The 22,487-nt window shown below is 74.5% G+C and carries 22 protein-coding genes; 2 read left to right on the forward strand and 20 right to left on the reverse strand.

What is annotated here, in order from left to right; translation table 11 throughout:
* Window positions 1-6: 6 nt before the first annotated feature.
* Window positions 7-981 (forward strand): A/G-specific adenine glycosylase, encoded by a 975-nt coding sequence (locus ACWCOM_RS06565; RefSeq protein WP_454547936.1) that lies wholly within the window; start codon window positions 7-9, stop codon window positions 979-981.
* On the opposite strand, the gene ACWCOM_RS06570 is transcribed toward ACWCOM_RS06565, so the two are convergent.
* The 20 genes from ACWCOM_RS06570 to dacB form a co-directional block, all read right to left on the reverse strand.
* On the reverse strand, window positions 965-1,492 hold the full coding sequence (locus ACWCOM_RS06570) for an amino-acid N-acetyltransferase (RefSeq protein WP_454547937.1): 528 nt from the start codon (window positions 1,490-1,492) through the stop codon (window positions 965-967). The two genes, ACWCOM_RS06565 and ACWCOM_RS06570, sit on opposite strands and share 17 nt — an antisense overlap.
* A gap of 129 nt (window positions 1,493-1,621) precedes the next feature.
* Window positions 1,622-4,186, reverse strand: coding sequence for an ATP-dependent Clp protease ATP-binding subunit (locus ACWCOM_RS06575; protein ID WP_454547938.1), 2,565 nt, complete (start codon window positions 4,184-4,186; stop codon window positions 1,622-1,624).
* A gap of 519 nt (window positions 4,187-4,705) precedes the next feature.
* On the reverse strand, window positions 4,706-5,050 hold the full coding sequence (locus ACWCOM_RS06580; RefSeq protein ID WP_454547939.1) for a histone-like nucleoid-structuring protein Lsr2: 345 nt from the start codon (window positions 5,048-5,050) through the stop codon (window positions 4,706-4,708).
* Window positions 5,051-5,348: 298 nt separating this feature from the next.
* On the reverse strand, window positions 5,349-5,564 hold the full coding sequence (locus tag ACWCOM_RS06585; protein WP_454547940.1) for a hypothetical protein: 216 nt from the start codon (window positions 5,562-5,564) through the stop codon (window positions 5,349-5,351).
* Between the two features lie 53 nt (window positions 5,565-5,617).
* A complete protein-coding gene (lysS, locus tag ACWCOM_RS06590; RefSeq protein ID WP_454547941.1) occupies window positions 5,618-7,144 on the reverse strand; it encodes a lysine--tRNA ligase in 1,527 nt (508 codons plus the stop codon).
* 66 nt (window positions 7,145-7,210) lie between these two features.
* Entirely contained in the window at window positions 7,211-8,068 is an 858-nt protein-coding gene (panC, locus tag ACWCOM_RS06595) for a pantoate--beta-alanine ligase (protein ID WP_454547942.1), read from the reverse strand.
* Entirely contained in the window at window positions 8,065-8,985 is a 921-nt protein-coding gene (locus ACWCOM_RS06600; protein ID WP_454547943.1) for a Rossmann-like and DUF2520 domain-containing protein, read from the reverse strand. Before ACWCOM_RS06600 ends, panC begins: the two co-directional genes overlap by 4 nt.
* On the reverse strand, window positions 8,982-10,514 hold the full coding sequence (locus ACWCOM_RS06605; RefSeq protein WP_454547944.1) for a PH domain-containing protein: 1,533 nt from the start codon (window positions 10,512-10,514) through the stop codon (window positions 8,982-8,984). Before ACWCOM_RS06605 ends, ACWCOM_RS06600 begins: the two co-directional genes overlap by 4 nt.
* Window positions 10,511-11,023, reverse strand: coding sequence for a PH domain-containing protein (locus ACWCOM_RS06610; RefSeq protein ID WP_454548020.1), 513 nt, complete (start codon window positions 11,021-11,023; stop codon window positions 10,511-10,513). Before ACWCOM_RS06610 ends, ACWCOM_RS06605 begins: the two co-directional genes overlap by 4 nt.
* 10 nt (window positions 11,024-11,033) lie before the next feature.
* Window positions 11,034-11,603 (reverse strand): DUF3180 family protein, encoded by a 570-nt coding sequence (locus ACWCOM_RS06615; protein ID WP_454547945.1) that lies wholly within the window; start codon window positions 11,601-11,603, stop codon window positions 11,034-11,036.
* 12 nt (window positions 11,604-11,615) lie between these two features.
* Window positions 11,616-12,143 carry a 2-amino-4-hydroxy-6-hydroxymethyldihydropteridine diphosphokinase gene (gene folK, locus ACWCOM_RS06620; RefSeq protein ID WP_454547946.1) on the reverse strand — a complete coding sequence of 176 codons (528 nt, stop codon included), beginning with the start codon at window positions 12,141-12,143 and terminating at the stop codon, window positions 11,616-11,618.
* 1 nt (window position 12,144) lies between these two features.
* Window positions 12,145-12,606 carry a dihydroneopterin aldolase gene (folB, locus tag ACWCOM_RS06625; RefSeq protein WP_454547948.1) on the reverse strand — a complete coding sequence of 154 codons (462 nt, stop codon included), beginning with the start codon at window positions 12,604-12,606 and terminating at the stop codon, window positions 12,145-12,147.
* Window positions 12,603-13,535: a dihydropteroate synthase gene (gene folP / locus ACWCOM_RS06630; protein ID WP_454547949.1), complete on the reverse strand. Its 933-nt coding sequence runs from the start codon at window positions 13,533-13,535 to the stop codon at window positions 12,603-12,605. The genes folB and folP overlap by 4 nt, the downstream gene beginning before the upstream one ends.
* Before the next feature lie 4 nt (window positions 13,536-13,539).
* On the reverse strand, window positions 13,540-14,202 hold the full coding sequence (gene folE / locus ACWCOM_RS06635) for a GTP cyclohydrolase I FolE (protein ID WP_454547950.1): 663 nt from the start codon (window positions 14,200-14,202) through the stop codon (window positions 13,540-13,542).
* Window positions 14,203-14,289: 87 nt separating this feature from the next.
* Window positions 14,290-16,398, reverse strand: coding sequence for an ATP-dependent zinc metalloprotease FtsH (gene ftsH / locus ACWCOM_RS06640; RefSeq protein ID WP_454547951.1), 2,109 nt, complete (start codon window positions 16,396-16,398; stop codon window positions 14,290-14,292).
* Between the two features lie 205 nt (window positions 16,399-16,603).
* Window positions 16,604-17,155 (reverse strand): hypoxanthine phosphoribosyltransferase, encoded by a 552-nt coding sequence (hpt, locus tag ACWCOM_RS06645; RefSeq protein WP_454547952.1) that lies wholly within the window; start codon window positions 17,153-17,155, stop codon window positions 16,604-16,606.
* 20 nt (window positions 17,156-17,175) lie between these two features.
* On the reverse strand, window positions 17,176-18,276 hold the full coding sequence (gene tilS / locus ACWCOM_RS06650; RefSeq protein ID WP_454547953.1) for a tRNA lysidine(34) synthetase TilS: 1,101 nt from the start codon (window positions 18,274-18,276) through the stop codon (window positions 17,176-17,178).
* The gene (locus ACWCOM_RS06655; protein WP_047804727.1) at window positions 18,273-18,752 is read right to left on the reverse strand and encodes a hypothetical protein; all 480 of its coding nucleotides are present in this window, start codon (window positions 18,750-18,752) and stop codon (window positions 18,273-18,275) included. Before ACWCOM_RS06655 ends, tilS begins: the two co-directional genes overlap by 4 nt.
* Window positions 18,753-18,914: 162 nt before the next feature.
* Entirely contained in the window at window positions 18,915-20,072 is a 1,158-nt protein-coding gene (locus tag ACWCOM_RS06660; protein ID WP_454547954.1) for a zinc-dependent metalloprotease, read from the reverse strand.
* Between the two features lie 44 nt (window positions 20,073-20,116).
* Entirely contained in the window at window positions 20,117-21,544 is a 1,428-nt protein-coding gene (dacB, locus tag ACWCOM_RS06665) for a D-alanyl-D-alanine carboxypeptidase/D-alanyl-D-alanine endopeptidase (RefSeq protein WP_454547955.1), read from the reverse strand.
* Window positions 21,545-21,754: 210 nt separating this feature from the next.
* Here dacB and ACWCOM_RS06670 point away from each other — a divergent pair, with 210 nt between their 5' ends.
* A complete protein-coding gene (locus ACWCOM_RS06670; RefSeq protein ID WP_454547956.1) occupies window positions 21,755-22,282 on the forward strand; it encodes an inorganic diphosphatase in 528 nt (175 codons plus the stop codon).
* Window positions 22,283-22,487 lie beyond the last annotated feature (205 nt).

The following is a 22,487-nucleotide window of genomic DNA, read 5'->3' on the forward strand; positions in this document are numbered from 1 at the left end:
GGTGCGATGAGCCCCGTTCCCGCCCCCGCCCCCGCCGTGGACCCCGGCCTGCCGGACCTGCACCGCGCCGTGACCGGCTGGTACGACGTCGCCGCCCGGGACCTCCCGTGGCGGGACCCGGGTTGCTCCCCGTGGGGTGTCATGGTCAGCGAGTTCATGCTCCAGCAGACGCCCGTGGTGCGCGTGCTGCCGGTGTGGCGGGCATGGCTGCAGCGCTGGCCGCGCCCGGCCGACCTCGCGGCCGCCAGCACCGGCGAGGCGGTGCGGGCCTGGGGGCGGCTGGGCTATCCGCGGCGGGCGCTGCGCCTGCACGCGGCCGCCGTCGAGATCACCGAGCGCCACGGCGGGCGGGTCCCGGCGGGCCACGACGAGCTGCTGGCCCTGCCCGGTGTGGGCGCCTACACGGCCGCCGCGATCGCGGTGTTCGCCTTTGGGGACCGGCAGGTCGTGGTGGATACCAACATCCGGCGGGTGCAGGCCCGCGTGGTCTCGGGGCGGGCGCTGCCGTCCCGCTCCCTGACGGCCGCGGAGACCCGGCTCGCCGAGCGGCTGATGCCGGAGGACGACGACCTCGCCGTGCGCTGGAACCAGGCCGTGATGGAGCTCGGCGCGGTGGTCTGCACCGCCCGCTCACCGCGCTGCGAGCAGTGCCCCGTCCGGCACGCGTGCGCGTGGGTCGCCGCGGGCCGGCCCGAGCCCGAGGAGGCGCCCCGGGGGCAGAGCTGGCACGGCACGGACCGCCAGGTGCGCGGCGCCGTGCTGGCCGTGCTCCGGGCCGGGCGCGACCCCGTGCCGGAGCCGCACCTGACCGGCCCGGTGGACGTCGCGACCGGCACCGGCCTGGCCCCGGAGGCCCTGCGCGCCCTGGACGCCCTGCACGCGCTCGGCGCCCCGGAGGAGCAGCGCCGGCGCGCCCTGGACGGACTGCTCCAGGACGGTCTCGCGGCGCGTGGTCCCGCGGGGATCAGCCTTCCGGGCTGAGTTCGAGGATCATCCGGGTGTTGCCGAGCGTGTTCGGCTTCACCCGGGCCAGGTCGAGGTACTCGGCCACGCCCTCGTCGTGGGAGCGCATCAGCTCGGCGAAGACGTCCGGGTCCAGCTGCTGCTGGTTGGGCATCACCTCGAAGCCGTACCGGCGGAAGAAGTCGACCTCGAAGGTCAGGCAGAACACCCGGGAGACCCCCACGGCCCGGGCCCGCTCGATGAGCCCCGTCAGCAGGGCCCGCCCGACGCCGCGCCCGCGCCAGGCCTCGGAGGTGGCCAGGGTCCGGACCTCGCCGAGGTCCTCCCACATCACGTGCAGCGCCCCGCAGCCGACGAGGCGCACGGGGCCGTCGTCGGCGCTCTCCGCGACGAGGAACTCCTGGATGCCCTCGTAGTAGGCGACCGTGTCCTTGTTGATCAGCACCCCGGCCCGGGCCAGCGGGGCCACCAGCTCCTTGATCGCGGGGACGTCGGAGGTGCGGGCGGGTCGCAGGCGCAGTTCGGTCACCCGGCAAGTGTACGCTCGCTAACTCCGCAGGCCGCCGGGCATGTCGCCCCGAGACCGACCGCAGTTCGGGGGACGCGGAAGGGCCCGCTGCGCCGGTGCGCAGCGGGCCCTTCGTCCGGCGGGAGGGGCTCAGCCCTCGGCGCCGCGCTCCCCGTCCCCGCGGACGGCCTCGACGTCCTCGAAGCCGTCCATCGGGTCGACCATGCCGTCGCCGGTCAGGTCGTACATCGGGGTGGAGGAGAAGGTCAGGACCTCCTGGTCGCCCTCGCCCTCGGTGCCCACCGTGATCTTCTCCCCGGAGCTGATCTCCCCGAAGAGGATCTTCTCGGAGAGCCGGTCCTCGATCTCCCGCTGCATGGTGCGGCGCAGCGGCCGGGCGCCCATCGCCGGGTCGTAGCCGCGGCGGCTGACCCACACCTTGGCGGCGTCGGTGAGCTCGATCGACATGCCCTGGTCCCGCAGCCGCTCCTGCAGCCGGGCCACGAAGAGGTCCACGATCTGGACGATCTCCGACTCCGTCAGCTGCGGGAAGACGATGATCTCGTCCACGCGGTTGAGGAACTCGGGCCGGAAGTGCTCCTTGAGCTCGTCCTGGACCTTGGCCTGCATCCGCTCGTAGCTGGAGGTGGAGTCCACCCCGGTCTGGAAGCCCACGGGCACGGCCCGGGAGATGTCCTTGGTGCCCAGGTTCGTGGTCATGATGATCACGGTGTTCTTGAAGTCCACCACGCGGCCCTGCGAGTCGGTCAGGCGGCCGTCCTCGAGGATCTGCAGCAGGGAGTTGAACAGGTCCTGGTGGGCCTTCTCGACCTCGTCGAAGAGGACCACGGAGAACGGCTTGCGGCGCACCTTCTCGGTGAGCTGGCCGCCCTCCTCGTAGCCCACGTAGCCGGGAGGGGCTCCGAAGAGGCGCGAGACGGTGTGCTTCTCCTGGTACTCGGACATGTCCAGGGTGATGAGGGCGTCCTCGTCCCCGAACAGGAACTCCGCGAGCGCCTTCGCGAGCTCGGTCTTGCCCACGCCGGTGGGGCCGGCGAAGATGAACGAGCCGCCGGGCCGCTTCGGGTCCTTCAGCCCGGCGCGGGTGCGCCGCATCGAGCGGGACAGCGCCTTGATGGCGTCGTCCTGGCCGATGATGCGCTTGTGCAGCTCGTCCTCCATGTGCAGGAGACGGCCCGTCTCCTCCTCGGTGAGCTTGTACACGGGCACCCCGGTGGAGGCGGAGAGGACGTCGGAGATGACCTCGGGGGTCACCTCGGCGAGCTCGTCGCCGCCCTCGCGCCAGGACCGGTCCTTGTCGTCGCGCTCCGCGATGAGCTTCTGCTCGGTGTCGCGCAGCGAGGCGGCCTTCTCGTAGTCCTGGCCGTCGATGGCGGCCTCCTTGAGCCGCTTCACCTCGGTGATCCGGTCGTCGAGCTCCTTGATCTCCGGCGGGGCGGTCATCCGCTTGATCCGCAGCCGGGCGCCGGCCTCGTCGATCAGGTCGATCGCCTTGTCCGGGAGGAAGCGGTCCGAGATGTAGCGGGCCGCCAGGTGGACGGCGGCCTCGAGGGCCTCGTCCGAGATGGAGACGCGGTGGTGGGCCTCGTACTTGTCGCGCAGGCCCTTGAGGATCTCCACGGCGTGCGCCTCGGAGGGCTCGTCCACCTGGATCGGCTGGAAGCGGCGCTCCAGGGCGGCGTCCTTCTCGATGTGCTTGCGGTACTCGTCGAGGGTGGTCGCGCCGATGGTCTGCAGCTCGCCCCGGGCGAGCATGGGCTTGAGGATCGACGCGGCGTCGATCGCGCCCTCGGCCGCGCCGGCACCGACGAGGGTGTGGATCTCGTCGATGAACAGGATGATGTCCCCGCGGGTGCGGATCTCCTTGAGCACCTTCTTCAGCCGCTCCTCGAAGTCGCCGCGGTAGCGGGAGCCCGCCACCAGGGAGCCGAGGTCCAGGGTGTAGAGGTGCTTGTCCTTGAGGGTCTCCGGGACGTCGCCGCGCACGATGGCCTGGGCCAGGCCCTCGACCACGGCGGTCTTGCCGACGCCGGGCTCGCCGATCAGCACCGGGTTGTTCTTGGTGCGCCGGGAGAGGATCTGCATCACGCGCTCCATCTCGCGGAAGCGCCCGATGACCGGGTCCAGCTTGCCCTCGCGGGCGGCCGCGGTGAGGTTGCGGCCGAACTGGTCCAGCACCGCCGAGCCGGCGGGGGTGCCCTCGGACTGCCCGGCGGAGCGCACGCCGGCGCCCTCCTTCTCGGGGGTCCCGCCGCCCTGGTAGCCGGAGATCAGCTCCAGCACGGTGGAGCGCACCTTCTGCGGCTCCGCGCCGAGCTTGGTCAGCACCTGCGCGGCCACGCCCTCGCCGGCGCGGATGATGCCCAGCAGGATGTGCTCGGTGCCGATGTAGTTGTGGCCGAGCTGGAGGGCCTCGCGCAGGGAGAGCTCGAGGACCTTCTTGGCGCGCGGGGTGAAGGGGATGTGCCCGGACGGGGCCTGCTGGCCCGGGCCGATGATGTCCTGGACCTGCTCGCGGGCGCCGGTGAGGGTGATGCCCATCGAGTCGAGCGCCTTGGCGGCGACCCCCTCGCCCTCGTGGATCAGCCCGAGCAGCAGGTGCTCGGTGCCGATGTAGTTGTGGTTGAGCATCCTGGCCTCTTCCTGGGCCAGCACCACGACCCGGCGGGCGCGGTCGGTGAAGCGTTCGAACATGGATACTCCTCAGTCGATGTCTGCAGACGATGCTACGCACCCGGGAGCCCGATCGGGGGGCTGTTCGCCACCGGCGAGACGGGGCGCCGGCGGCGGCTCCGCCCGCGCCGGGGAAAGGGCACGGGCGATATCCGGATTCCCGCCCGCACCGCCGAACGCGCAGGTCACGCGCGCAATTCCGGCACCTTTATCCCCGCACCGGCCCACGGCTATTCCGGAGGCGGCGCGGGCGCCGTGCTCGGCAATATCCCGGACCGGCCCAGAAGTCACTCCGCGCCGGCAGAAATCGTCCGCGCGGAGCCGCACCGGAGAACCGCCCGGATCAGGGCGGTGAAACGGCGGTGCTATGGCCGCGCTATCGCGGTGAAACAGCAGTGCTGTCGCGGTGAAACGGCCGTGCGGTGGCGGTGATACGGCGGAGATCCGCGGGAGCACAAAAGGAGGGGCCGGATTACCGGCCCCTCCTGCTGGTGTCCGCGCCGGCGCCGGATCGTCCTCCGGGCGCCGGTGCGGGCGTGCTCACTGGTGGGCGTCGTAGTACGCCTTCTGCACGTCCTGGTGGATGCGGCCGCGGTCGGAGACCGGGTGGCCGTTCTCGCGCGCCCACTGCCGGATCGCCGCGGTGTCCGGGTTGGACCTGCCGGTGGGGCGGGCGGCGCCGGAGCGCGCCTGCTTCGGGGTCTGCTTGCCCTGGGCCCGGCGGGCCTTGGCGATGAAGGGCCGCACGGCGTCGCGCAGCTTCGCGGCGTTCTCCTCGGAGAGATCGATCTCGTACTGGGTCCCGTCCAGTCCGAAGCGGACGGTCTCCTCGGCCGGTCCGCCGTCGAGGTCGTCCTCGAGAATGATCTTCACGGTCTGTGCCATGGCTGAAACTTCCCTCCGCCTTTCGGCGTTCGTCCTGCTGCGGTCGCACCGGTCCGGTGCGGCCTGAACTGCTGCTGATTCCCCCGTGCCGGGACGGAAGACCCGGATCATGAATTCCGGGCAGTACCGGGAACTCCTGTTCCCGGTGCTGACGACTTTATCCTACAATTTCGCGTCGCAATTCGTCGGCACGGAAAAGGGGATAAACCCCGCCGGGATTCCTGGCGGAAAGTCGGGGGAAGAAACGCGGCACCGATCCGAATTCATCGGAAAGGTGCCGGGGCGGAGGAGCGCCGGGTCAGCGCCGCGCGCCGCGCCCGCGGCGCGGCCGGTGGCCGAAGGGCACGTCGGCGCCGTCGCGCTCCCGGAGCTGGTCGTACCAGCGCTGCGCGTCCTCCTGGGAGCGGGACTGGGCGGCGCGCTCGGCGCGGTCGCCGCGGAGGATCGACCGGAGGACCAGCCAGAAGATGAGGCCGATGCTGATGGAGGGCAGCAGGACGAAGACGTATTCCATGGGGCGATTCTCCCGGGACGGTCTGGGCGGAGGCTGAGGGCCCGCGGACGGGCTCAGTCCTGCTCCGGCTTCATGAGGGGGAACAGGATGGTCTCCCGGATCCCCAGGTCGGTGAAGAGCATGATCAGCCGGTCCAGGCCCAGGCCCAGACCGCCCATGGGCGGGGCGCCGTGCTCGAGGGCGCGCAGGAAGTCCTCGTCCAGGCGCATGGCCTCGTCGTCACCGGCGGCGGCGCGGCGGGACTGCTCGGTGAGCCGTTCGCGCTGGACCACGGGGTCGATCAGCTCGGAGAAGGCGGTGCCGCGCTCCATGCCGCCGATGATCAGGTCCCAGGCCTCGATCAGCCCGTGCTCGGAGCGGTGCGGGCGGGCCAGCGGCTGCGCCGAGGGCGGGTAGTCGCACACGAAGGTCGGCTGGATCAGTGTGGGCTCCACGATCTCCCCGAACAGCTCGAGCACGTGCTTCTCCGCGTCCCAGGCCGGGTCCACGGCGACCTCGTGCTCCTCGGCGACCCGGCGCAGCTCCGCCACGGGCGTCCCGGGGGTGATCGTCCGGCCCACGGCCTCGGACAGCGCGGGGTACACCGAGAGCCAGCGCCACGGCCCGCGCAGGTCGATCGTGCCCCGGTCCGTCTCGATCGTGTCCACGCCCAGGGCGTCGGCGCACGCGAGGATGATCTCCCGGATCCGCTCGGCCATCGTGAACTGGTCGGCGTAGGCCTCGTAGGCCTCCAGGGTGGTGAACTCCGGGCTGTGCGAGGAATCGACGCCCTCGTTGCGGAAGACCCGGCCGATCTCGAAGACCCGCTCGATCCCGCCCACCACGGCGCGCTTGAGGTAGAGCTCCGTGGCGATGCGCAGGGTCATGTCCTGGTCGAAGGCGTTCAGGTGGGTCTCGAACGGCCGGGCGCTGGCCCCGCCGTGCACCAGCTGCAGGATGGGCGTCTCGATCTCCACGTAGCCGCGCTCGACCAGGACGTTGCGCACCGTCTGGATGATCCGCGCCCGCTTCAGCACGACGTCGCGGGCCTCGGGCCGGACGATGAGGTCGAGGTAGCGCCGGCGCACCCGGGTCTCGTCGTTGAGCTCGTTGTGCAGCGTGGGCAGCGGCCGCAGGGCCTTCGAGGCCATGGACCACGCGTCGGCCATGACGGACAGCTCCCCGCGGCGGGAGGCGACGACCTCGCCGTGGACGGCCACGAAGTCGCCGAGGTCCACGAGCTGCTTCCACTCGGCCAGGGACTCCTCGCCCACCTTCGCGAGGGAGAGCATGACCTGCAGGCGGGTGCCGTCCCCCTCCTGGAGGGTCGCGAAGCACAGCTTGCCTGTGTTGCGCACGAACACCACGCGCCCGGCCACGCCCACGGACCGCCCGGTCTCCTCCCCGGGCGCCAGGTGGCCGTGGGCCTCCCGGACCTGCGCGAGGGTGTGCGTGCGCTCCACCCCCACGGGGTAGGCCTCCCGGCCGGACTCGAGCAGCCGGGCGCGCTTGGCCAGCCGGAACTGCATCTGCTCCGAGAGCTCGGCCTGCTCGGCGGCCTGGTCCTGGACGGTCGGGGTGGTGTTCTGCGCGTTGGTCACAGTGGTCCAGGATATCGCGGGGGTCAAATCCTCCCCCGGGGCCCGGGCAGGTCCGGGCGGCGGACCTCAGAGGGCCAGGTTGTCGATCAGCCGGGTGCTGCCCACGTGCGCCGCGACGAGGGCGAGGGTCCCGGGGGCGGGCGCCGCCGGGGCCAGCGTGCGGGGGTCGACGACGACGAGGTAGTCGAGCCGGACCTGGTCCTCGGCGTCGATCCGGGCGCGGGCGGCGTCGAGGTCCAGCTCCCCGGCCGCGAGCGCCCGCAGGGTGGCCGGGAGCACGAGCGCCGCGTGCCGCTGGCCGGCGTCGAGGTAGCGGTTGCGCGAGGACAGGGCCAGGCCGTCGGCGTCGCGCACGATCGGCACGGGGCGGACGGTGACCGGCAGGTCGAAGTCGGCGACCATCCGGCGCACCAGCAGCAGCTGCTGGGCGTCCTTCTCCCCGAAGTAGGCCCGGAACGGCCCCGGACCGGCCGGGGCGGTGATGTTGAGGAGCTTGTTGACCACCGTCAGCGCGCCGTCGAAGTGCCCCGGGCGGCTGGCGCCGTCGAGCACGGCCCCCAGCGGCCCGGCGGTCACGCGCACCAGCGGCTCGCCGTCGGGGTACATCTGCTCCACGGCGGGGGCGAACACGAGGTCGGCCCCGCAGCGGGCGAGCAGCTCGAGGTCGGCCTCGGGGGTGCGCGGATAGCGCTCGAGGTCCTCGTCCGGGCCGAACTGGAGCGGGTTGACGAAGACCGAGACGGCGACCACCGCGTTCTCCTCCCGCGCGAGGCGCACCAGGTGGGCGTGCCCCTCGTGCAGCGCGCCCATGGTGGGCACGAGTCCCAGCGACGCCTCGCCGGGCGCCGCGGCGAGGCGCTCGGCGAGGGCGGCGCGGAACTCCCCGATGCCCCGGCAGACGCGGGGGGTGGTGGAGGTGCTCACGGGGTGTCCTTTCCGTCGGTGAGGTCGAGGGCCGCCAGCACCGCGTCGTAGCGGGGGCGGTCGAGCAGGCCGCGGTCCAGGGCGCGGCGGGCGGTGACGCGGGCGAGGTCCAGGTAGGCCAGCAGGACGTCGTCCCCCTGGTGCCCGTGGGCGTACTCGTCCAGGGCCCCGCGGTGGGCGGCCACGGTGCCCGCGTCCCCGCGGGCGACGGGACCGGTCAGCGCCGACTCCCCGGAGGCCAGGGCGTTGTCGAGGGCCGCGCGCAGCAGGGGCCCGAGCATCCGGTCCGGGTGCTCCACCCCGATGTCGCGCAGCACCTGCATCGACTGCCCGGCCACGGTCATCAGGTGGTTGGCGCCGTGGGCGAGGGCGGCGTGGTAGAGCGGACGGTCGGCCTCGGCCACGACCACCGGCTCGGCGCCCATCTCCACCACGAGCGCCTGGGCGATGGGCAGCACGGGCCCCGGCGCGGTGATCCCGAACGAACAGTCGTTCAAGCGGGCGAGGTCCAGGCTCAGACCCGTGAAGGTCATCGCCGGGTGGACGGCCAGCGGGATGGCCCCCAGGCGGCGGGCGGGGTCGAGGACGCCGGTGCCCCAGCGCCCGGCGGTGTGCACCACGAGCTGCCCGGCCTGCCACAGCTGCGCGTCGGCGAGGCCCTGCACGAGCCCGGGCAGCTCGTCGTCGGGCACGGCGAGCAGCACGAGCTCGGCCCGCTCGAGGACGGCGGGCACGTCCAGGACGGGCACGTCCGGGAGGAGGGCCTCGGCCCGGTCCCGGCTGGCCTCGGAGACCGCGTTGACCCCGACCACGGCGTGGCCGGCCGCGCGCAGCGCCGCGCCGAGGACGGTGCCCACCCGGCCCGCGCTGACGATCCCCACCCCGAGGCGTCCGGGGCGGTCCGAGGGACGGGTCATGCTCTCTCCTGCAGGGGGGTTCGGGGGTGGCTCGGGGCGTCGGCCAGTCTACGGGCGCCGGCGGCGTGCGCCGCCTGGGCGGCCGCCAGGGCCCGGGCGTGCGCGGTGTCGAGGTGCGCCACGGCCACGGTCACCGGGCCGGGGGTCGAGTGCAGGTGGACGTCCGCGAGTCCCAGGGCGCGCTCGAGCGGGCCCTGGGACACGGCCACGGACTGGGTCTTCTCGTGCGGCAGGACGTCGGTGCGGCGGCTCAGCCGGCCCGACCGGACGGCGAGCACGTCCTCCGTCGCGGCGAAGCCGGTGCGGCGGTGCACCAGCGGGTCGAGCCACCGCGCCCGGCGCGGCGAGGTGGTGTAGCGGCCCTGCGCGCCCAGGCCGTGCAGGCCCTCCTCGAGCAGGGCCGTGAGGTCCCCGTCCCGGGCGCCGGGCAGGGCCAGGTGCAGGACCGTGCGCACCTCCGGCAGGGTGCCGACCGGCAGCAGGGTCGAGCGCATGGCGTCGCCCTCCCCCGCGGCGGGTCCGTAGCCGGCCACGTTGACCCGGACCCGGTACCAGCCGAAGGGCCGCCACAGCAGGGGCTGGTCCACGCCCACCGCCTGCACCCGCCCGGCGGGGACCGTCTGAGAGCGGACGCTGAAGAGCCCGCAGCGCACGCGCACGCCCTCGGGGATGCGCAGCAGCCGGAAGCGGTAGCCCTGCTCGAAGCGGCGGTAGGCCACCGCGCCGAAGCTGACCAGCCCCGGCAGCCAGGCCGCGAGCACCGCCGGCGCGGCCACGGGGTCGAGCACGAGCGCGACCGGGGCGGCCAGCAGCAGCACGGCCAGGACCACGGCCGAGCCGGAGGCGAGCACGGAGCCGAGCAGCCGGGGCACGGGCACCGTGAGCACCGGGCGCTCCTCGTCGCCGGTGGCCGCCCAGGGCGCGGGACGCCGCCCGGGCGACCCCGGCAGGCCGCCCGGGGCCGACGGGCCGGAGGGGGCCCCCGGGCCGGCGGCCAGCCCGAGCCGGCCCAGCAGCTCGCCGCGCAGCGCGCGGGCCCGATCGTGCGTGAGGTAGGACAGGGACACCGCGGACTGCCCGGCGTCGGCCACCTCGAACTTCAGCTCGGCCAGGCCCAGCACGCGGGGCAGGAAGGGCCGGTGGATGTCGATGGCCTGCACCCGGTCCAGGCGGGCCTGGCGCTCCTGGCGGAAGAGCACCCCGGAGCGCACCCGCACGTGCTCGGGCGTCACCTGGTAGCGGGTGAACCACCACGCGACGAGCACCACGGCGCCCGCCACCAGGAGCACGAGCAGCACGATCCCGGCCAGCACCCACCAGAACACCGCGCCCACCCGGCCGGGGTCGAAGTCCTGCGCCGGGGAGTCCCCGCCGCCGAGGTAGGCGCGCACGAGGTCGTCGAGCACGATGTTGACGAAGCCGCCCGCGAGCACGAGGATCGCCAGCCACCCCTTGACCACCGGGGTCAGCGGGTGGACGCGGTGCCACGCGCCGGCCGCCGCGGGCGTGGGGCCCGGGGCGCCGCTCACAGGCCCGCCAGGAGGGCCTCGCCGCGCGCGGTGAGCCGCTCGCGCAGCCGCGACGCCTCGGCGTGCTCGACCCCCGGGATCTCGGCGTGGCTGCCGACGGCCGCGGTGTGCAGCTTCACGGTGGCCAGCCCGAAGCTGCGCTGCAGGGGCGAGACCGACACGTCCACGTACTGCATCCGCCCGTAGGGGATGACGGTGACCCGCTGGTAAAGCAGCCCGCGGCGCACGAGCAGGTCCTCCCCGCGCTCGGCGTAGCCGAGCGCCCGCACCCGCCGGGGGGCCAGGAGGACGGAGAGCGCCCCCACTACCAGGACCGCCGCGGGCGGCAGCAGCAGCCAGCCCAGCGGGGCCGCGGACCAGACGCCCGTGCCGGCCAGCACCGCCGGCCAGCCCACCACCGCGAGCCAGAACGCGGTGCCCGCCAGCCCGGACAGCACGGTCACCGTGACGTGCCGGGGGGAGACCCGGGTCCACACGAGCCCGTCCGGGTCGATCGCCCGGTTGCTCAGCGGCACCCGGTCACCGGGCGTCCCGGCCGCGGGGCCGCGCCCGGGGCCGTTCGCGGATCTCTCGGGCATAACCACCTTCTCCCTCGGGGAGCTCCTTCTGCCGTCCCCTACCGTACTCGGCGTCCTCCCCGGCCTCGGGATCGTCCGGCGGGAGCTTGCAGAAGCCCTCCACGATCCAGCCGACGACGACGAGGGCCAGCCCCGCCGCGGCGTGGGCCAGGCACGCCCACAGCGGCCCTTGCTCGGAGCGCACCGTCAGCAGGGCCAGCTGGTCGACGGCCACGGCGGCGTGCCAGCCGGTGAGCACGGCCCCCGCCCAGGCCGCCGCCTGCGCCCCGGCGACGGTGCGGGCCGCCACCAGGGGGTCGAAGCGCTCCGGGTGCGCCCCCTCCTGGTAGCGCTTGACCCGCACGCCCAGCACGAGCAGGGCCACGGCGGCCGCCGCGACGGCCGCGAGCGAGACCCACGGCAGGATCAGCAGCGGCCCGCCCGCCCCCGTGGAGAGCCGGTTGGCGGTCCAGCCGAGGGCTCCGGCGGCGGCGGCGCACAGCAGCAGGGCCGGGACGGTGAGCACGTGCACGGCGCGGCCTCCTCAGTCCCGGTCCCCGCCGCCGGGCCCGGCGGGCAGCAGCGGCACGGTGTCCGGGCCCAGGCCGCCGAGGTCCTCGGCCTCGCGGGCCAGGTCGGCCACCCGGCGCCCCTCCAGGGTCGCGGCGGGGTCCATCAGCGCCCAGGGCACCAGCACGAACGCCCGCGTGGCGGCGCGCAGGTGCGGGACGGTCAGGTCCGGCTCGTCGAGGCGCAGCTCGCCGTAGACCACGATGTCGATGTCCAGGGTCCGGGGTCCCCACCGCTGCGTCCGGGTGCGGTGGTGGAGTTGCTCGATCTCCTGGCAGGCCCGGAGCAAACCGAAGGGACTGAGCTCCGTGTCCACCTCGACCACCGCGTTGAGGTAGTCGCCCTGGTCCGGCGGGCCGCCGACCGGCTTGGAGCGCACCACGGGCGAGGCCCGGGTCAGGGTGATCCGCGGGTGGGCGGCGAGGTCGAGGGCGGCCCGGCGCAGGGTGTCCTCCCGGTCGCCGAGGTTGGCGCCGAGGGCGAGGACGGCCAGGGTTCCCACGTCAGCGCTCCCGGTAGATCGTCACGGACACGTCGGAGAAGGTCACCTCGATGGGCGCCTTCGGCTTGTGCACCGTGACCTCCACCGCCTCCAGGGGGAAGCGCTCGAGCAGGCGGCGGGCGATGCGGTCGGCGAGGGTCTCGATGAGGTTCACGCTCGGGCCGATCACCATGTCCCGCACCTCCTCGGCGACCTCGCCGTAGTGGGCCGTCAGGGCGACGTCGTCCTCGGCCCCGGCCCGCGAGAGGTCCAGGTACATCACCAGGTCCACGAAGAACGGCTGACCGCTGCGCTTCTCCTGGTCCAGGACCCCGTGGTAGCCCACGGCACCGACACCCAGCAGGGTGATCCGGTCCCGGCGGTCGGGCACGCGCGGCGGGGCCGCCGGCACGTGCTGGCGCCCGGCTCGGTCCCCGGCGCGCAGGCGCCCGGCGTCGGCCTCCTCGCGCGGCAGGCGGCTCACCGGAACCCTCCCCCGGTGGCGTCCGCCCGGACGGCGCCGGGGCGCAGGACCGCCGGCTCGGTGCCGCGCCACGCGTGCGCGACGGCCACGGCGTCGGCGCTCGCGCGGACGTCGTGCACCCGCACGGCCCACGCGCCCGCGTGGGCCGAGAGGGCGCTGACCGCCGCGGTCGCGGCGTCGCGCCCGGCCGGGGGCCGGGCCGTGCCGTGCGTCTCGAGCAGGGCGCCGAGGAAGCGCTTGCGGGAGGCGCCCACCAGGACCCGGTGGCCCGTGGCGGTGAAGCGCGGCAGGGCGCGCAGCAGCGCCCAGTTCTGCGCCCCGCGCTTGGCGAAGCCCAGCCCGGGGTCCAGCACGATCCGCTCGGGGGCCAGGCCGGCGGCGACCAGCCGGTCCCGCAGGGTCTCCAGCTCGGCCAGGACGTCGTCGACGACGTCGTCGTAGACCGCCAGCCCGTCCATGGTCGCCGGCGTGCCCCGGGCGTGCGTGAGCACGTACGGCGCCTGCCACTCCGCGACGAGCTCCACCATCTCCGGGGCCGCGGACAGCCCCGAGACGTCGTTGACCAGGTGCGCGCCGGCGTCGAGCACCGCCGCGGCCGTGGCGGCGTGGAGGGTGTCGACGCTGAGCACCGCCCCCGCCGCGGCGAGGGCCTCCACCACGGGCAGGATCCGGCGCTGCTCCTCGGCGGGGGTGATCCGCTCCGAGCCCGGGCGGGTGGACTCCCCGCCGACGTCGAGGACGTCGGCGCCCTCGGCGAGCAGCCGCAGCCCGTGGGCGATCGCGGCCTCGTGCCCGGCGTGCTCCCCGCCGTCGCTGAACGAGTCGGGGGTGACGTTGAGCACGCCCATGACCAGGGTCCGGCCGGTGGGCAGGTCCTCGAAGGAGCCCCAGCCGAGGGGTCCGTGCGCGGTGCGGGTCGTCGTGGTCACCGGCTCACCGCCCCAGGATGAGGCTCATGGCCTCGGCGCGGGTGGCGGTCTCGCGCAGCTGGCCGCGCACGGCCGAGGTCACGGTCATCGCCCCGGGCTTGCGCACCCCGCGCATCGACATGCACAGGTGCTCGCACTCGATCACCACGATCACCCCGGCGGGCTTCAGGTGCTCCACGATCGCCTCGACGATCTGCGTGGTGAGCCGCTCCTGCACCTGCGGGCGGCGGGCGAAGAGCTCCACCAGCCGGGCCAGCTTGCTCAGCCCGGTGACCATGCCGTCGTGGCCGGGGATGTAGCCCACGTGCGCGTGGCCGTGGAAGGGCACGAGGTGGTGCTCGCACGTGGAGTAGAAGGGGATGTCCTTGACCAGGACCATCTCCGAGTGGCCGATGTCGAACGTCGTCCCGAGGATCTCGGCGGGGTCCTGGTGCAGGCCCGCGAACATCTCCGCGTAGGCCCGGGCGACCCGTCCCGGGGTGCCCTGCAGGCCGTCCCGGTCGGGGTCCTCGCCGATCGCGAGCAGCAGCTCCCGGACGGCCGCGGCCACGCGGGGCTGGTCGACCGCCCCCGCCCCGGCCGCGAGCGCGGGGGCGGGGTCCGGGTAGGGCGGCTCGAAGGCCTCGGCGGCGGGGTCGTGCGTGTGCGTGTGGGCCTCGTGGGGCAACGCGCCCTCCTTCGGGGTCTGCCGGTTCTGCCGGACGCGACGGGGATCGGCGGACGCGACCGGCTGTCGCTCCATCCTAGGCCCGGCTCAGTCCACGCCGGGGCCCGGGGCGGCCCCCACGGCGCCGGAGGACCCGGCGCCGTCCCCGGGCGGCACGGAGTGGCCGCGCTCGGGCACCTCCAGGGGGTGCTCCGGCTTCGCGGCGGCCGCCTGGTCCTGGGGTGCCAGGGTCGCGGGGTCCTGGGCGTGGAGCCGCCGGGCCTCCTCGCGCTCGGCCTGGGTGACCACCGGCGGGTCCTCCGAGAGCGGGCGGGTGTCCTTGGACAGCCACACCGGGCGCAGGTCCCGCCGGCGGATGTCGTGGAAGATCTCCGCGACCTGCGCCTCGTTGAGCGTCTCCCTCTCGAGCAGCTCCAGGGCCAGGCGGTCGAGGACGGGACGGTTGTCCATCAGGATCTGGTGGGCCTCGTCGTGGGCCTGGTCGAGCAGCGCCCGGACCTCCTCGTCCACCAGGGCGGCGGTGTGCTCGGAGTACTCCCGGCCCCCGCCGGCGGCGTCGCGGCCCAGGAACGGCTCGGAGCTGTCCCCGCCCAGCTTGACGGAGCCCACGCGGGCGCTCATCCCGTACTGGGTGACCATCTTGCGGGCGGTGTCGGTGGCCTTCTGGATGTCGTTGGAGGCGCCGGTGGAGGGGTCTCGGAAGACGATCTCCTCGGCGGCCCGCCCGCCCATGGCGTAGGCCATCTGGTCGAGCAGCTCGTTGCGGGTGGTCGAGTACTTGTCGTCCAGGGGCATGACCATGGTGTAGCCCAGGGCGCGGCCCCGGGGCAGGATCGTGATCTTGGTGACCGGGTCCGTGTTGCGCAGGGCCGCGGCCACGAGCGCGTGCCCGCCCTCGTGGTAGGCGGTGACCTTGCGCTCGAGCTCCTTCATGATCCGGCTGCGCTTCTGCGGGCCCGCGATGACGCGGTCGATCGCCTCGTCCACGGCGCGGTCGTCGATGAGCTGGGCGTGGGACCGGGCGGTGAGCAGCGCCGCCTCGTTCATCACGTTGGCGAGCTCGGCGCCCGTGAAGCCCGGGGTGCGCTTGGCCACGCCGGCGAGGTCCACGTTGTCCGCCAGCGGCTTGCCCTGGGCGTGCACCCGCAGGATCTGCAGGCGGCCCTTCATGTCCGGGGCCTCCACGCCGATCTGCCGGTCGAAGCGGCCCGGGCGCAGCAGCGCCGGGTCGAGGACGTCCGGGCGGTTGGTGGCGGCGATGAGGATGACGTTGGTGGTGGCGTCGAAGCCGTCCATCTCGACCAGCAGCTGGTTGAGGGTCTGCTCCCGCTCGTCGTTGCCGCCGCCCATGCCGGCGCCGCGCTGGCGGCCCACGGCGTCGATCTCGTCCACGAAGATGATCGCGGGGGCGTTCTCCTTCGCCTGCTGGAACAGGTCCCGGACGCGGGAGGCGCCCACGCCCACGAACATCTCCACGAAGTCGGAGCCGGAGATGGAGAAGAAGGGCACCCCGGCCTCCCCGGCCACGGCCCGGGCGAGCAGGGTCTTGCCGGTGCCGGGCGGGCCGTAGAGCAGCACGCCCTTGGGGACCTTGGCGCCGAGGGCGGTGAAGCGGTCGCGCTCCACCAGGAACTGCTTGATCTCGTCCAGCTCCTGGACGGCTTCGTCCGCCCCGGCCACGTCGGCGAAGGTGACGGTGGGGTTGTCCTTGTCGAACATCTTGGCCCGCGAGCGGCCGAAGCGCATCACCTGCGAGCCGCCGCCCTGCATGCGGGAGAACACGAACCAGAAGATGGCCAGGATGATCAGGAACGGCAGGAGGAAGCCGAGCAGGCTGGTGAACCAGTTGGACTCCACCGGCTGGTCCGTGAAGCCCTGGAGGTCGGCCGCGTTCATCGCGTCGACGACCTCCTCGCCGCGCGGGGTGACGTAGTAGAACTCGACGTTGCGCCCGAGGTCACGGCCGTCGAGGCTGAGGTCCTCCTCGAGCTGGAGCTCGACCTTCTGCTGGCCGTCGTAGATCTTGGCCTCGGAGGCCTGTCCCTCGCGCAGCAGCTGCAGACCGACGTTGGTGTCCACGCGGTTGCCCGCACCGGTCGTGAGGGAGCCCACGACGGGGAAGAGGACCAGAACGGCCAGAAGGACCCAGAACCAGGGTCCTCTGAAGAAGCTGTTGGGTTTTTTCGCCGTGGCCAAGCCGCTGATCCTCCCGTGGATGGTTGTCCGGGCCCCTCGAGCCGGGGCCCGCCCAGGGCCGGGGGTCCAGGGGACGCAGACCTTCAATGTACAGCCCGCACGGCGGGTCTCCCCCGGAGGCGCCCGCGAGTTCCCTGTCAGCGGACAGCGGACCCGGGCGCGGGCGGACGGCGGTGCCCGGCGGACCGCCGCCGGGCACCGCCGCTCACGCGTAGACGTGCGGGGCGAGCGTGGCGATGCAGTCGAGGTTGCGGTACTTCTCGTCGTAGTCCAGCCCGTAGCCCACCACGAACTCGTTGGGGATGTCCCAGCCGACGTACTTGACGTCGATGGAGGTCTTCGCGGCCTCCGGCTTGCGCAGCAGGGCGCAGACCTCCACGGAGGCGGCGCGGCGGGACTCCAGGTTGGCGCGCAGCCAGGACAGGGTCAGCCCCGAGTCGATGATGTCCTCGACGATCAGGACGTCGCGGCCCGAGAGGTCGGTGTCGAGGTCCTTGAGGATGCGGACCACGCCGGAGGACTTGGTGCCCGAGCCGTAGGAGGACACCGCCATCCAATCCATGGGGTACTGGCCCTGGAGCGCCCGGCACAGGTCGGCCATGACCATGACCGCGCCCTTGAGCACGCCCACGAGCAGCACGTCCCGCCCCCGGTAGTCGGCGTCGACGGCCGCCGCCAGCTCGGCGATCTTCGCCTCGATGTCTTCCTTGCTGAACAGGACCTCGGTGAGGTCCCCCTGGACGTCCTCAGCCTTCACGGCGCTCCTCGTGTGATGCGTCAATTCGGTTGCGGGCCGGCGGCGCCCGCCCCGGCCGCGGTGCGCGGGCGGACGAGCTCCAGGTGTCCCGGACCACGGGTGCCTGCCGGCGGGCGGCGGCGCCACACGGACACCTTACCCGCCATCTGCACGGGCCCCGCGGCCCCGTGCTCCCCGGCGAACGCGTCGAGCGCGCCGAGGCGCTCGTGGGCGGGGGTCTCCCCGCCGGCGTCCACCACGGCCGCGGACAGGGCCCGGCGCCGCAGCGCGGGGTGGGCCTCTCGCAGGGTCGCCAGGTCCAGGGCCAGCGAGCCCGGCAGCTCCGGTGCGGCGGCCCGCGCCCGGTCGAGCAGCTCCCGCGCGGCGGCGTCGAGGTAGTCGGCGTCCGGGCCCAGGATCGCCGCCGACCGGGCCAGGGCGCGGGCGAGACCGGGCCCGAGCTCCTGCTCCAGCAGCGGGAGCACCCGGTGGCGGACCCGGGAGCGCATCAGGGAGGTGTCCCGGTTCGTGGGGTCGTGCCACGGCTCGAGCTGCTCGGCCGCGCAGATCCGCCGGGCCTGCTCGCGGGAGAGGTCGAGGAAGGGCCGGAGGTAGGTCACGCCGTCGAGCTCGCGCGCCGCGGGCATCCCGGCGAGGGAACGGGTGCCCGAGCCGCGGGCGAGGCCCAGCAGCACGGACTCCGCCTGGTCGTCGAGGGTGTGCCCGAGCAGCACGGCGTCCGCGCCCGTGCGCGCCACGACCTCCGCGATCCCCGCGTAGCGGGCGGTGCGGGCGGCCATCTCCGGCCCGCCGCCGTCCCGGCGCACGGTCACGGCGGTCACGACCACGGGGGCCAGCCCCAGGTCCTCGAGGGCGCGCGCGGTGCGCTCGGCCACCGCGGCGGACTCCTCCTGGAGGCGGTGGTCCACCACCACCCCGCCCACGCGCAGCGTGCCGCGGCGGGCGAAGTGGGCCGCCACGGCGGCCAGGGCGAGGGAGTCGGGCCCGCCGCTGCAGGCGACCAGCACCAGCGGGGGCTCCGGACGGGTCCGGGGGACGTGCTGCCGGACGGCGTCGAGCACACGGCGGCGCCCCGCGGCGACGTCCGGGGACAGCCGGCCGCGGCGGGCGAACTGGGTCACCGGCGGGCGTCCTCGCGGGCGCTCGCGGCCTGCTGGTTCTGGGCCTCCCGCACGGCCAGGCGCACGACCTTGGCGAGGGTCGGGGCGGTGTCGCCCAGCAGGTCGAGGGCGGCCTCCAGCTCCCGCTGCGGGACCACGTGGGCCAGGGCGGCCACGGCGTTGGTCTCGCTGTGGATGCCGGCCTGGATCTGCGTGGTGGACAGCACCGGCTGCGAGGCCTCCACCGCGGAGAGCGTCTCCTCGATGTCCGGGGTGCCGATGCGCTGCTCCAGCATCACGAGGCGCTCGTAGACCGCGGGGTTGCCGATCTTGATCCGGCGGCCGCTGTTGAGCTGTGACAGCATGGGGGCGGAGAGGCCGAGGACCTCGGCCAGTCGCCGTTGCGTGATGCCGTAGGCCTGCACCACGGTGCCGAAACGCTCCGAGAGGGGCTGGCCGTACAGCTTGACCTGCTGTTCGATGTTCTCTGTGCTCACGTAAAAATACTGTCACACAAAGGTGATCCCCACCTACCGCGTGTCGACCTGTGACCGCGGTCGGCGCGCCCGTCCGCGCACCCCGAAAACTTGATGAATCTGCATGTCAGCCGGGGGTCGGTCCCGTCTAGCACACTTTGCGGCGCCGTGGGCGCGGACGGCTCAGCGCAGCGGCGCGCCGGCCCCCAGGACGCGCTCGATCCAGCGCTCCGGGGCGTGGATCTCGGCCTCCGTGGGCAGGTGCTCCGGGGCCTCCCAGATCCGGTTGAACTGCTCCAGCCCCACGGCCCGCACCACGCCGGAGACGAAGCGCTGACCGTCGCTGTACTGGCGCATCTTCGCGTCCATGCCGAGCAGGCGCCGGACGAAGCGGTCCAGGCTGCCCTGCAGCTCCGAGCGGCGCTCGAAGCGCCGCCGGATCGTCTTGACGGTGGGCACCACCGAGGCGTCCACCCCGTCCATCACGAAGTTCGCGTGCCCCTCGAGCAGGCTCATCACGGCGGTGAGGTGGGAGAGGACCTCCCGCTCCCGGGGGCCCATCAGCAGGCCCACCACGCCGAGGGAGGGCCGGGGCTCCCCGCGGCCGGCGGCCCGTCCCGGCAGGGTCCGGACGGCCTCCGTGAGCCGGGCGCCCAGCGTCTCGGCCTGGCCCATGAGCGAGTCGGCGAGCTCGTCGATCTGCTCCATCATGTGCGTGCGCAGCCACGGCGCCGCGGCGAACTGGACCCGGTGGGTCTGCTCGTGCAGGCAGACCCACAGCCGGAAGTCCTCGGGCTCCACGTTGAGCTCCCGCTCCACGGTGAGGATGTTGGGGGCCACGAGCATCAGCCGCCCGCCCGGGTGGCGCTGGGCGGCGAGGGCGGAGACCAGTCCCGCGTAGGGGTCGTACTGGCCGAGCACCTTCGAGGAGAGGAAGCCGAGCACGGCGGCCATCTCCATGGCGGTGGCCGTTCCGCCGAGGGCGGTGGCGGCGGCGCCGAACTGCTCCGGCCGGCGGCGGCGCAGCGCCTCGACCGCCGGCTCCATGAGCAGCTGGAAGGTCTGGGCGTTGGCGCGGGCCCACCCGGCGCGGTCCACCACCAGGACCGTGGAGTCCCGCAGGTCCCGGGCGGACTCCAGCCCGGTGATGCGGTGGACGTGGTCCACGGAGGCCTCGGCGTGGCGGCGCATCGACGCGACCGCGGTCTGCATGGCCCCGGCGGACATCTTCGGCCCCGGCGGGGTGATCCGTGCGGCGGCGGCGGCGGCGAGGTCCCACCGGACTATGCCCGGCGCCGCCGAGGACGTCCCGGACTCCGGGGTGCGGTGTGCTGCGGTCATGGCCTCATGCAACCACACGCGCCTGGGAGCTCCCGCGGCGCGCGTCACAGTCGGGCGAGGGCCGCCACGGCGCGGTCGGCGGCGTCGCGCGCGCCGGCGGGGTCGTGGACCTCGTTGAGCACCACCGCGTACGTCAGCAGCCGTCCCTCCCGGGTGGAGACGTGGCCGCTGAGCGACACCACCGTGTTCAGCGTCCCTGTCTTGGCCCGGGCCGCTCCCCGCCCGGCGGCCTCGGCCTCGTCGTCGAACCGCCCGGCGAGGGTCCCGGACCCGCCGGCCACCGGCAGCGCACGGGCCCCCGGGGCCAGCGCGCCGGTGCCGTCCACCGCCATGGCCCGCACCACCCGCTCGAGGGCGCGGGCGGGGACCCGGTTCTCCAGGGACATCCCGGAGGCGTCGGAGAGCACGAGGCCCGCCGGGTCGACCCCGAGGGCCGCGAGCGCCTCGGCCGCGGCCTCGCGCCCGCCGGCGATGCTGCCCGGGTGGCCCGCGGCCCGGGCCGCGATCCGGGCGAGGACCTCCGCGAGGTGGTTGTCGGAGTTCCGGACCATCAGCTCGGCCTGCTCGGCCAGGGTGGCGGACTCCACCGCGGCCAGCTCGGCCGCCCCCCGGGGCGCCGGTCCGGGGACGAGCCGGGCGGGCGGGGCGGCGATCCCCTCGGCGGCGAGCGCCGCCCGGAGCTCGGCGGCGAAGACCGCGGCCACGTCCGCCGCCGCGTCACCGGGGCGGACGGGCGAGGCCCCGTCCCCGGCCGGCACGTGGTGGGACCAGAACGCCATGGGCGCCACGGGCCCGATCTGCCCGGCGGCGACGTCCCCGGCGGCCCAGGCCTCGTTGAGGGCCGGCCCCGGGAAGAGCCCGGCGTCCCACCGCACGGTGCCGGGCGCGCCCTCCCCCCGGGCGGCGAGCGCGCGGGCCGTGTCCCGGGCCAGGGTCCGCACCCCGGCGCGGCCCTGCACCGAGTCCGGGTCGGAGCGGCCGGGCCGCAGCAGGGTGTCGCCGCCGGCAACGAGCACGACCGTGCCCGGGTCCTCCCCCGCGACGACGGCGGTGCGCAGCCGCTCGCCGGGGTCGGCGTGGGTCAGCAGCGACAGGAGGGTGAGCAGCTTCTGGTTGGAGGCCGGCACGAGGGCCGCGTCCGGGTCCTGCTCGTGCAGCGGGGCACCGGTGAGGGCGTCGGCCACCAGGACGGAGCGCCGCCCGGCGGGGGCGCCGTCGAGGGCCGGGCCCACCGCCGCCGCCACCTCGGCGGCGGAGGGCGTCGGCGCGCCCGGGTCCGGCGGCACCGCGCCGTGCGGGGCGGGCGCGGCCGCGGGGAGGGCCCGCGCCGCCGGCGGCACGGCCGTTCCGGGGGCCGGCGCGGGGAGCCAGACCGGGTGGGACCAGCCGGCCAGGCCGGCGCCGAGCGCGAGGAGCGAGGTGGCCAGGACCCGGCGCCGGCGGCCGGGCGCGGGGCGCCGGGGGGTGTGCATGGTGCCCATTGTGGCCCGCGCGGGGGGCCCGTCCCGGCGTGTCCCGCGCCCGGGCGGTTACCGCCGCCCGCGGGGCCGCGGTTATCGTGGGGGCGGATCTGCCCCCACCCCACCGGGTGGTGCGGCCGTGCCCGGCCGCTGTCAGCCCTGTCCGGCCGCCCCGGAGGACCCGGGGTCCCGCCGGCCTTCGCACGCACGAGGAGAAACACCATGGAGTTGGACGTCACCATCGAGATCCCCCGGGGATCGCGCGTCAAGTACGAGATCGATCACGAGACCGGCCGCCTGCGCCTGGACCGTGTGCTGTTCACCTCGATGCAGTACCCGGCGCACTACGGGTACTTCGAGGACACGCTGGGCGAGGACGGCGACCCCCTGGACGCCCTCGTGCTGCTGGACTTCGAGATCGTCCCGGGCGTGCTCGTGGAGTCCCGGCCGATCGCCGTGTTCAACATGAACGACGAGGCCGGCGGGGACGCGAAGATCCTGTGCGTGTCCACCGACAAGCGCTACGACCACATCCAGGGCCTGGACGACATCGACGAGTTCAAGCTCAAGGAGATCCAGCACTTCTTCGAGCGCTACAAGGACCTCGAGCCGAACAAGTGGGTCAAGGGCGAGGGCTGGGAGGGCCGGGAGACGGCCGAGCGCCTCGTCGCGGAGGCGCTCGAGCGCTTCGAGCAGTCGCACTACGAGTCCGCCGCCGAGGCGGAGGAGAAGGCCTCGTCCACCGACTGAGCGGACGGCGCACCGGCGGGGGCCGGGGACCACACCGGTCCCCGGCCCCCGCCGCGTCCCGGACCCCTGTGGCAACTCCATGAATTTCGTTATATTGGGATCGGCCGGCCCAGCCGGCCCGACGGTCCGGGATGCATCCCCCCACGGCATCCGGGCCGCCGGCCGGGATCGAGGTCTCCGGTGAGCACCCGAGAGGTGCCCGGGA

The organism is Kocuria sp. KH4, assembly GCF_053711175.1.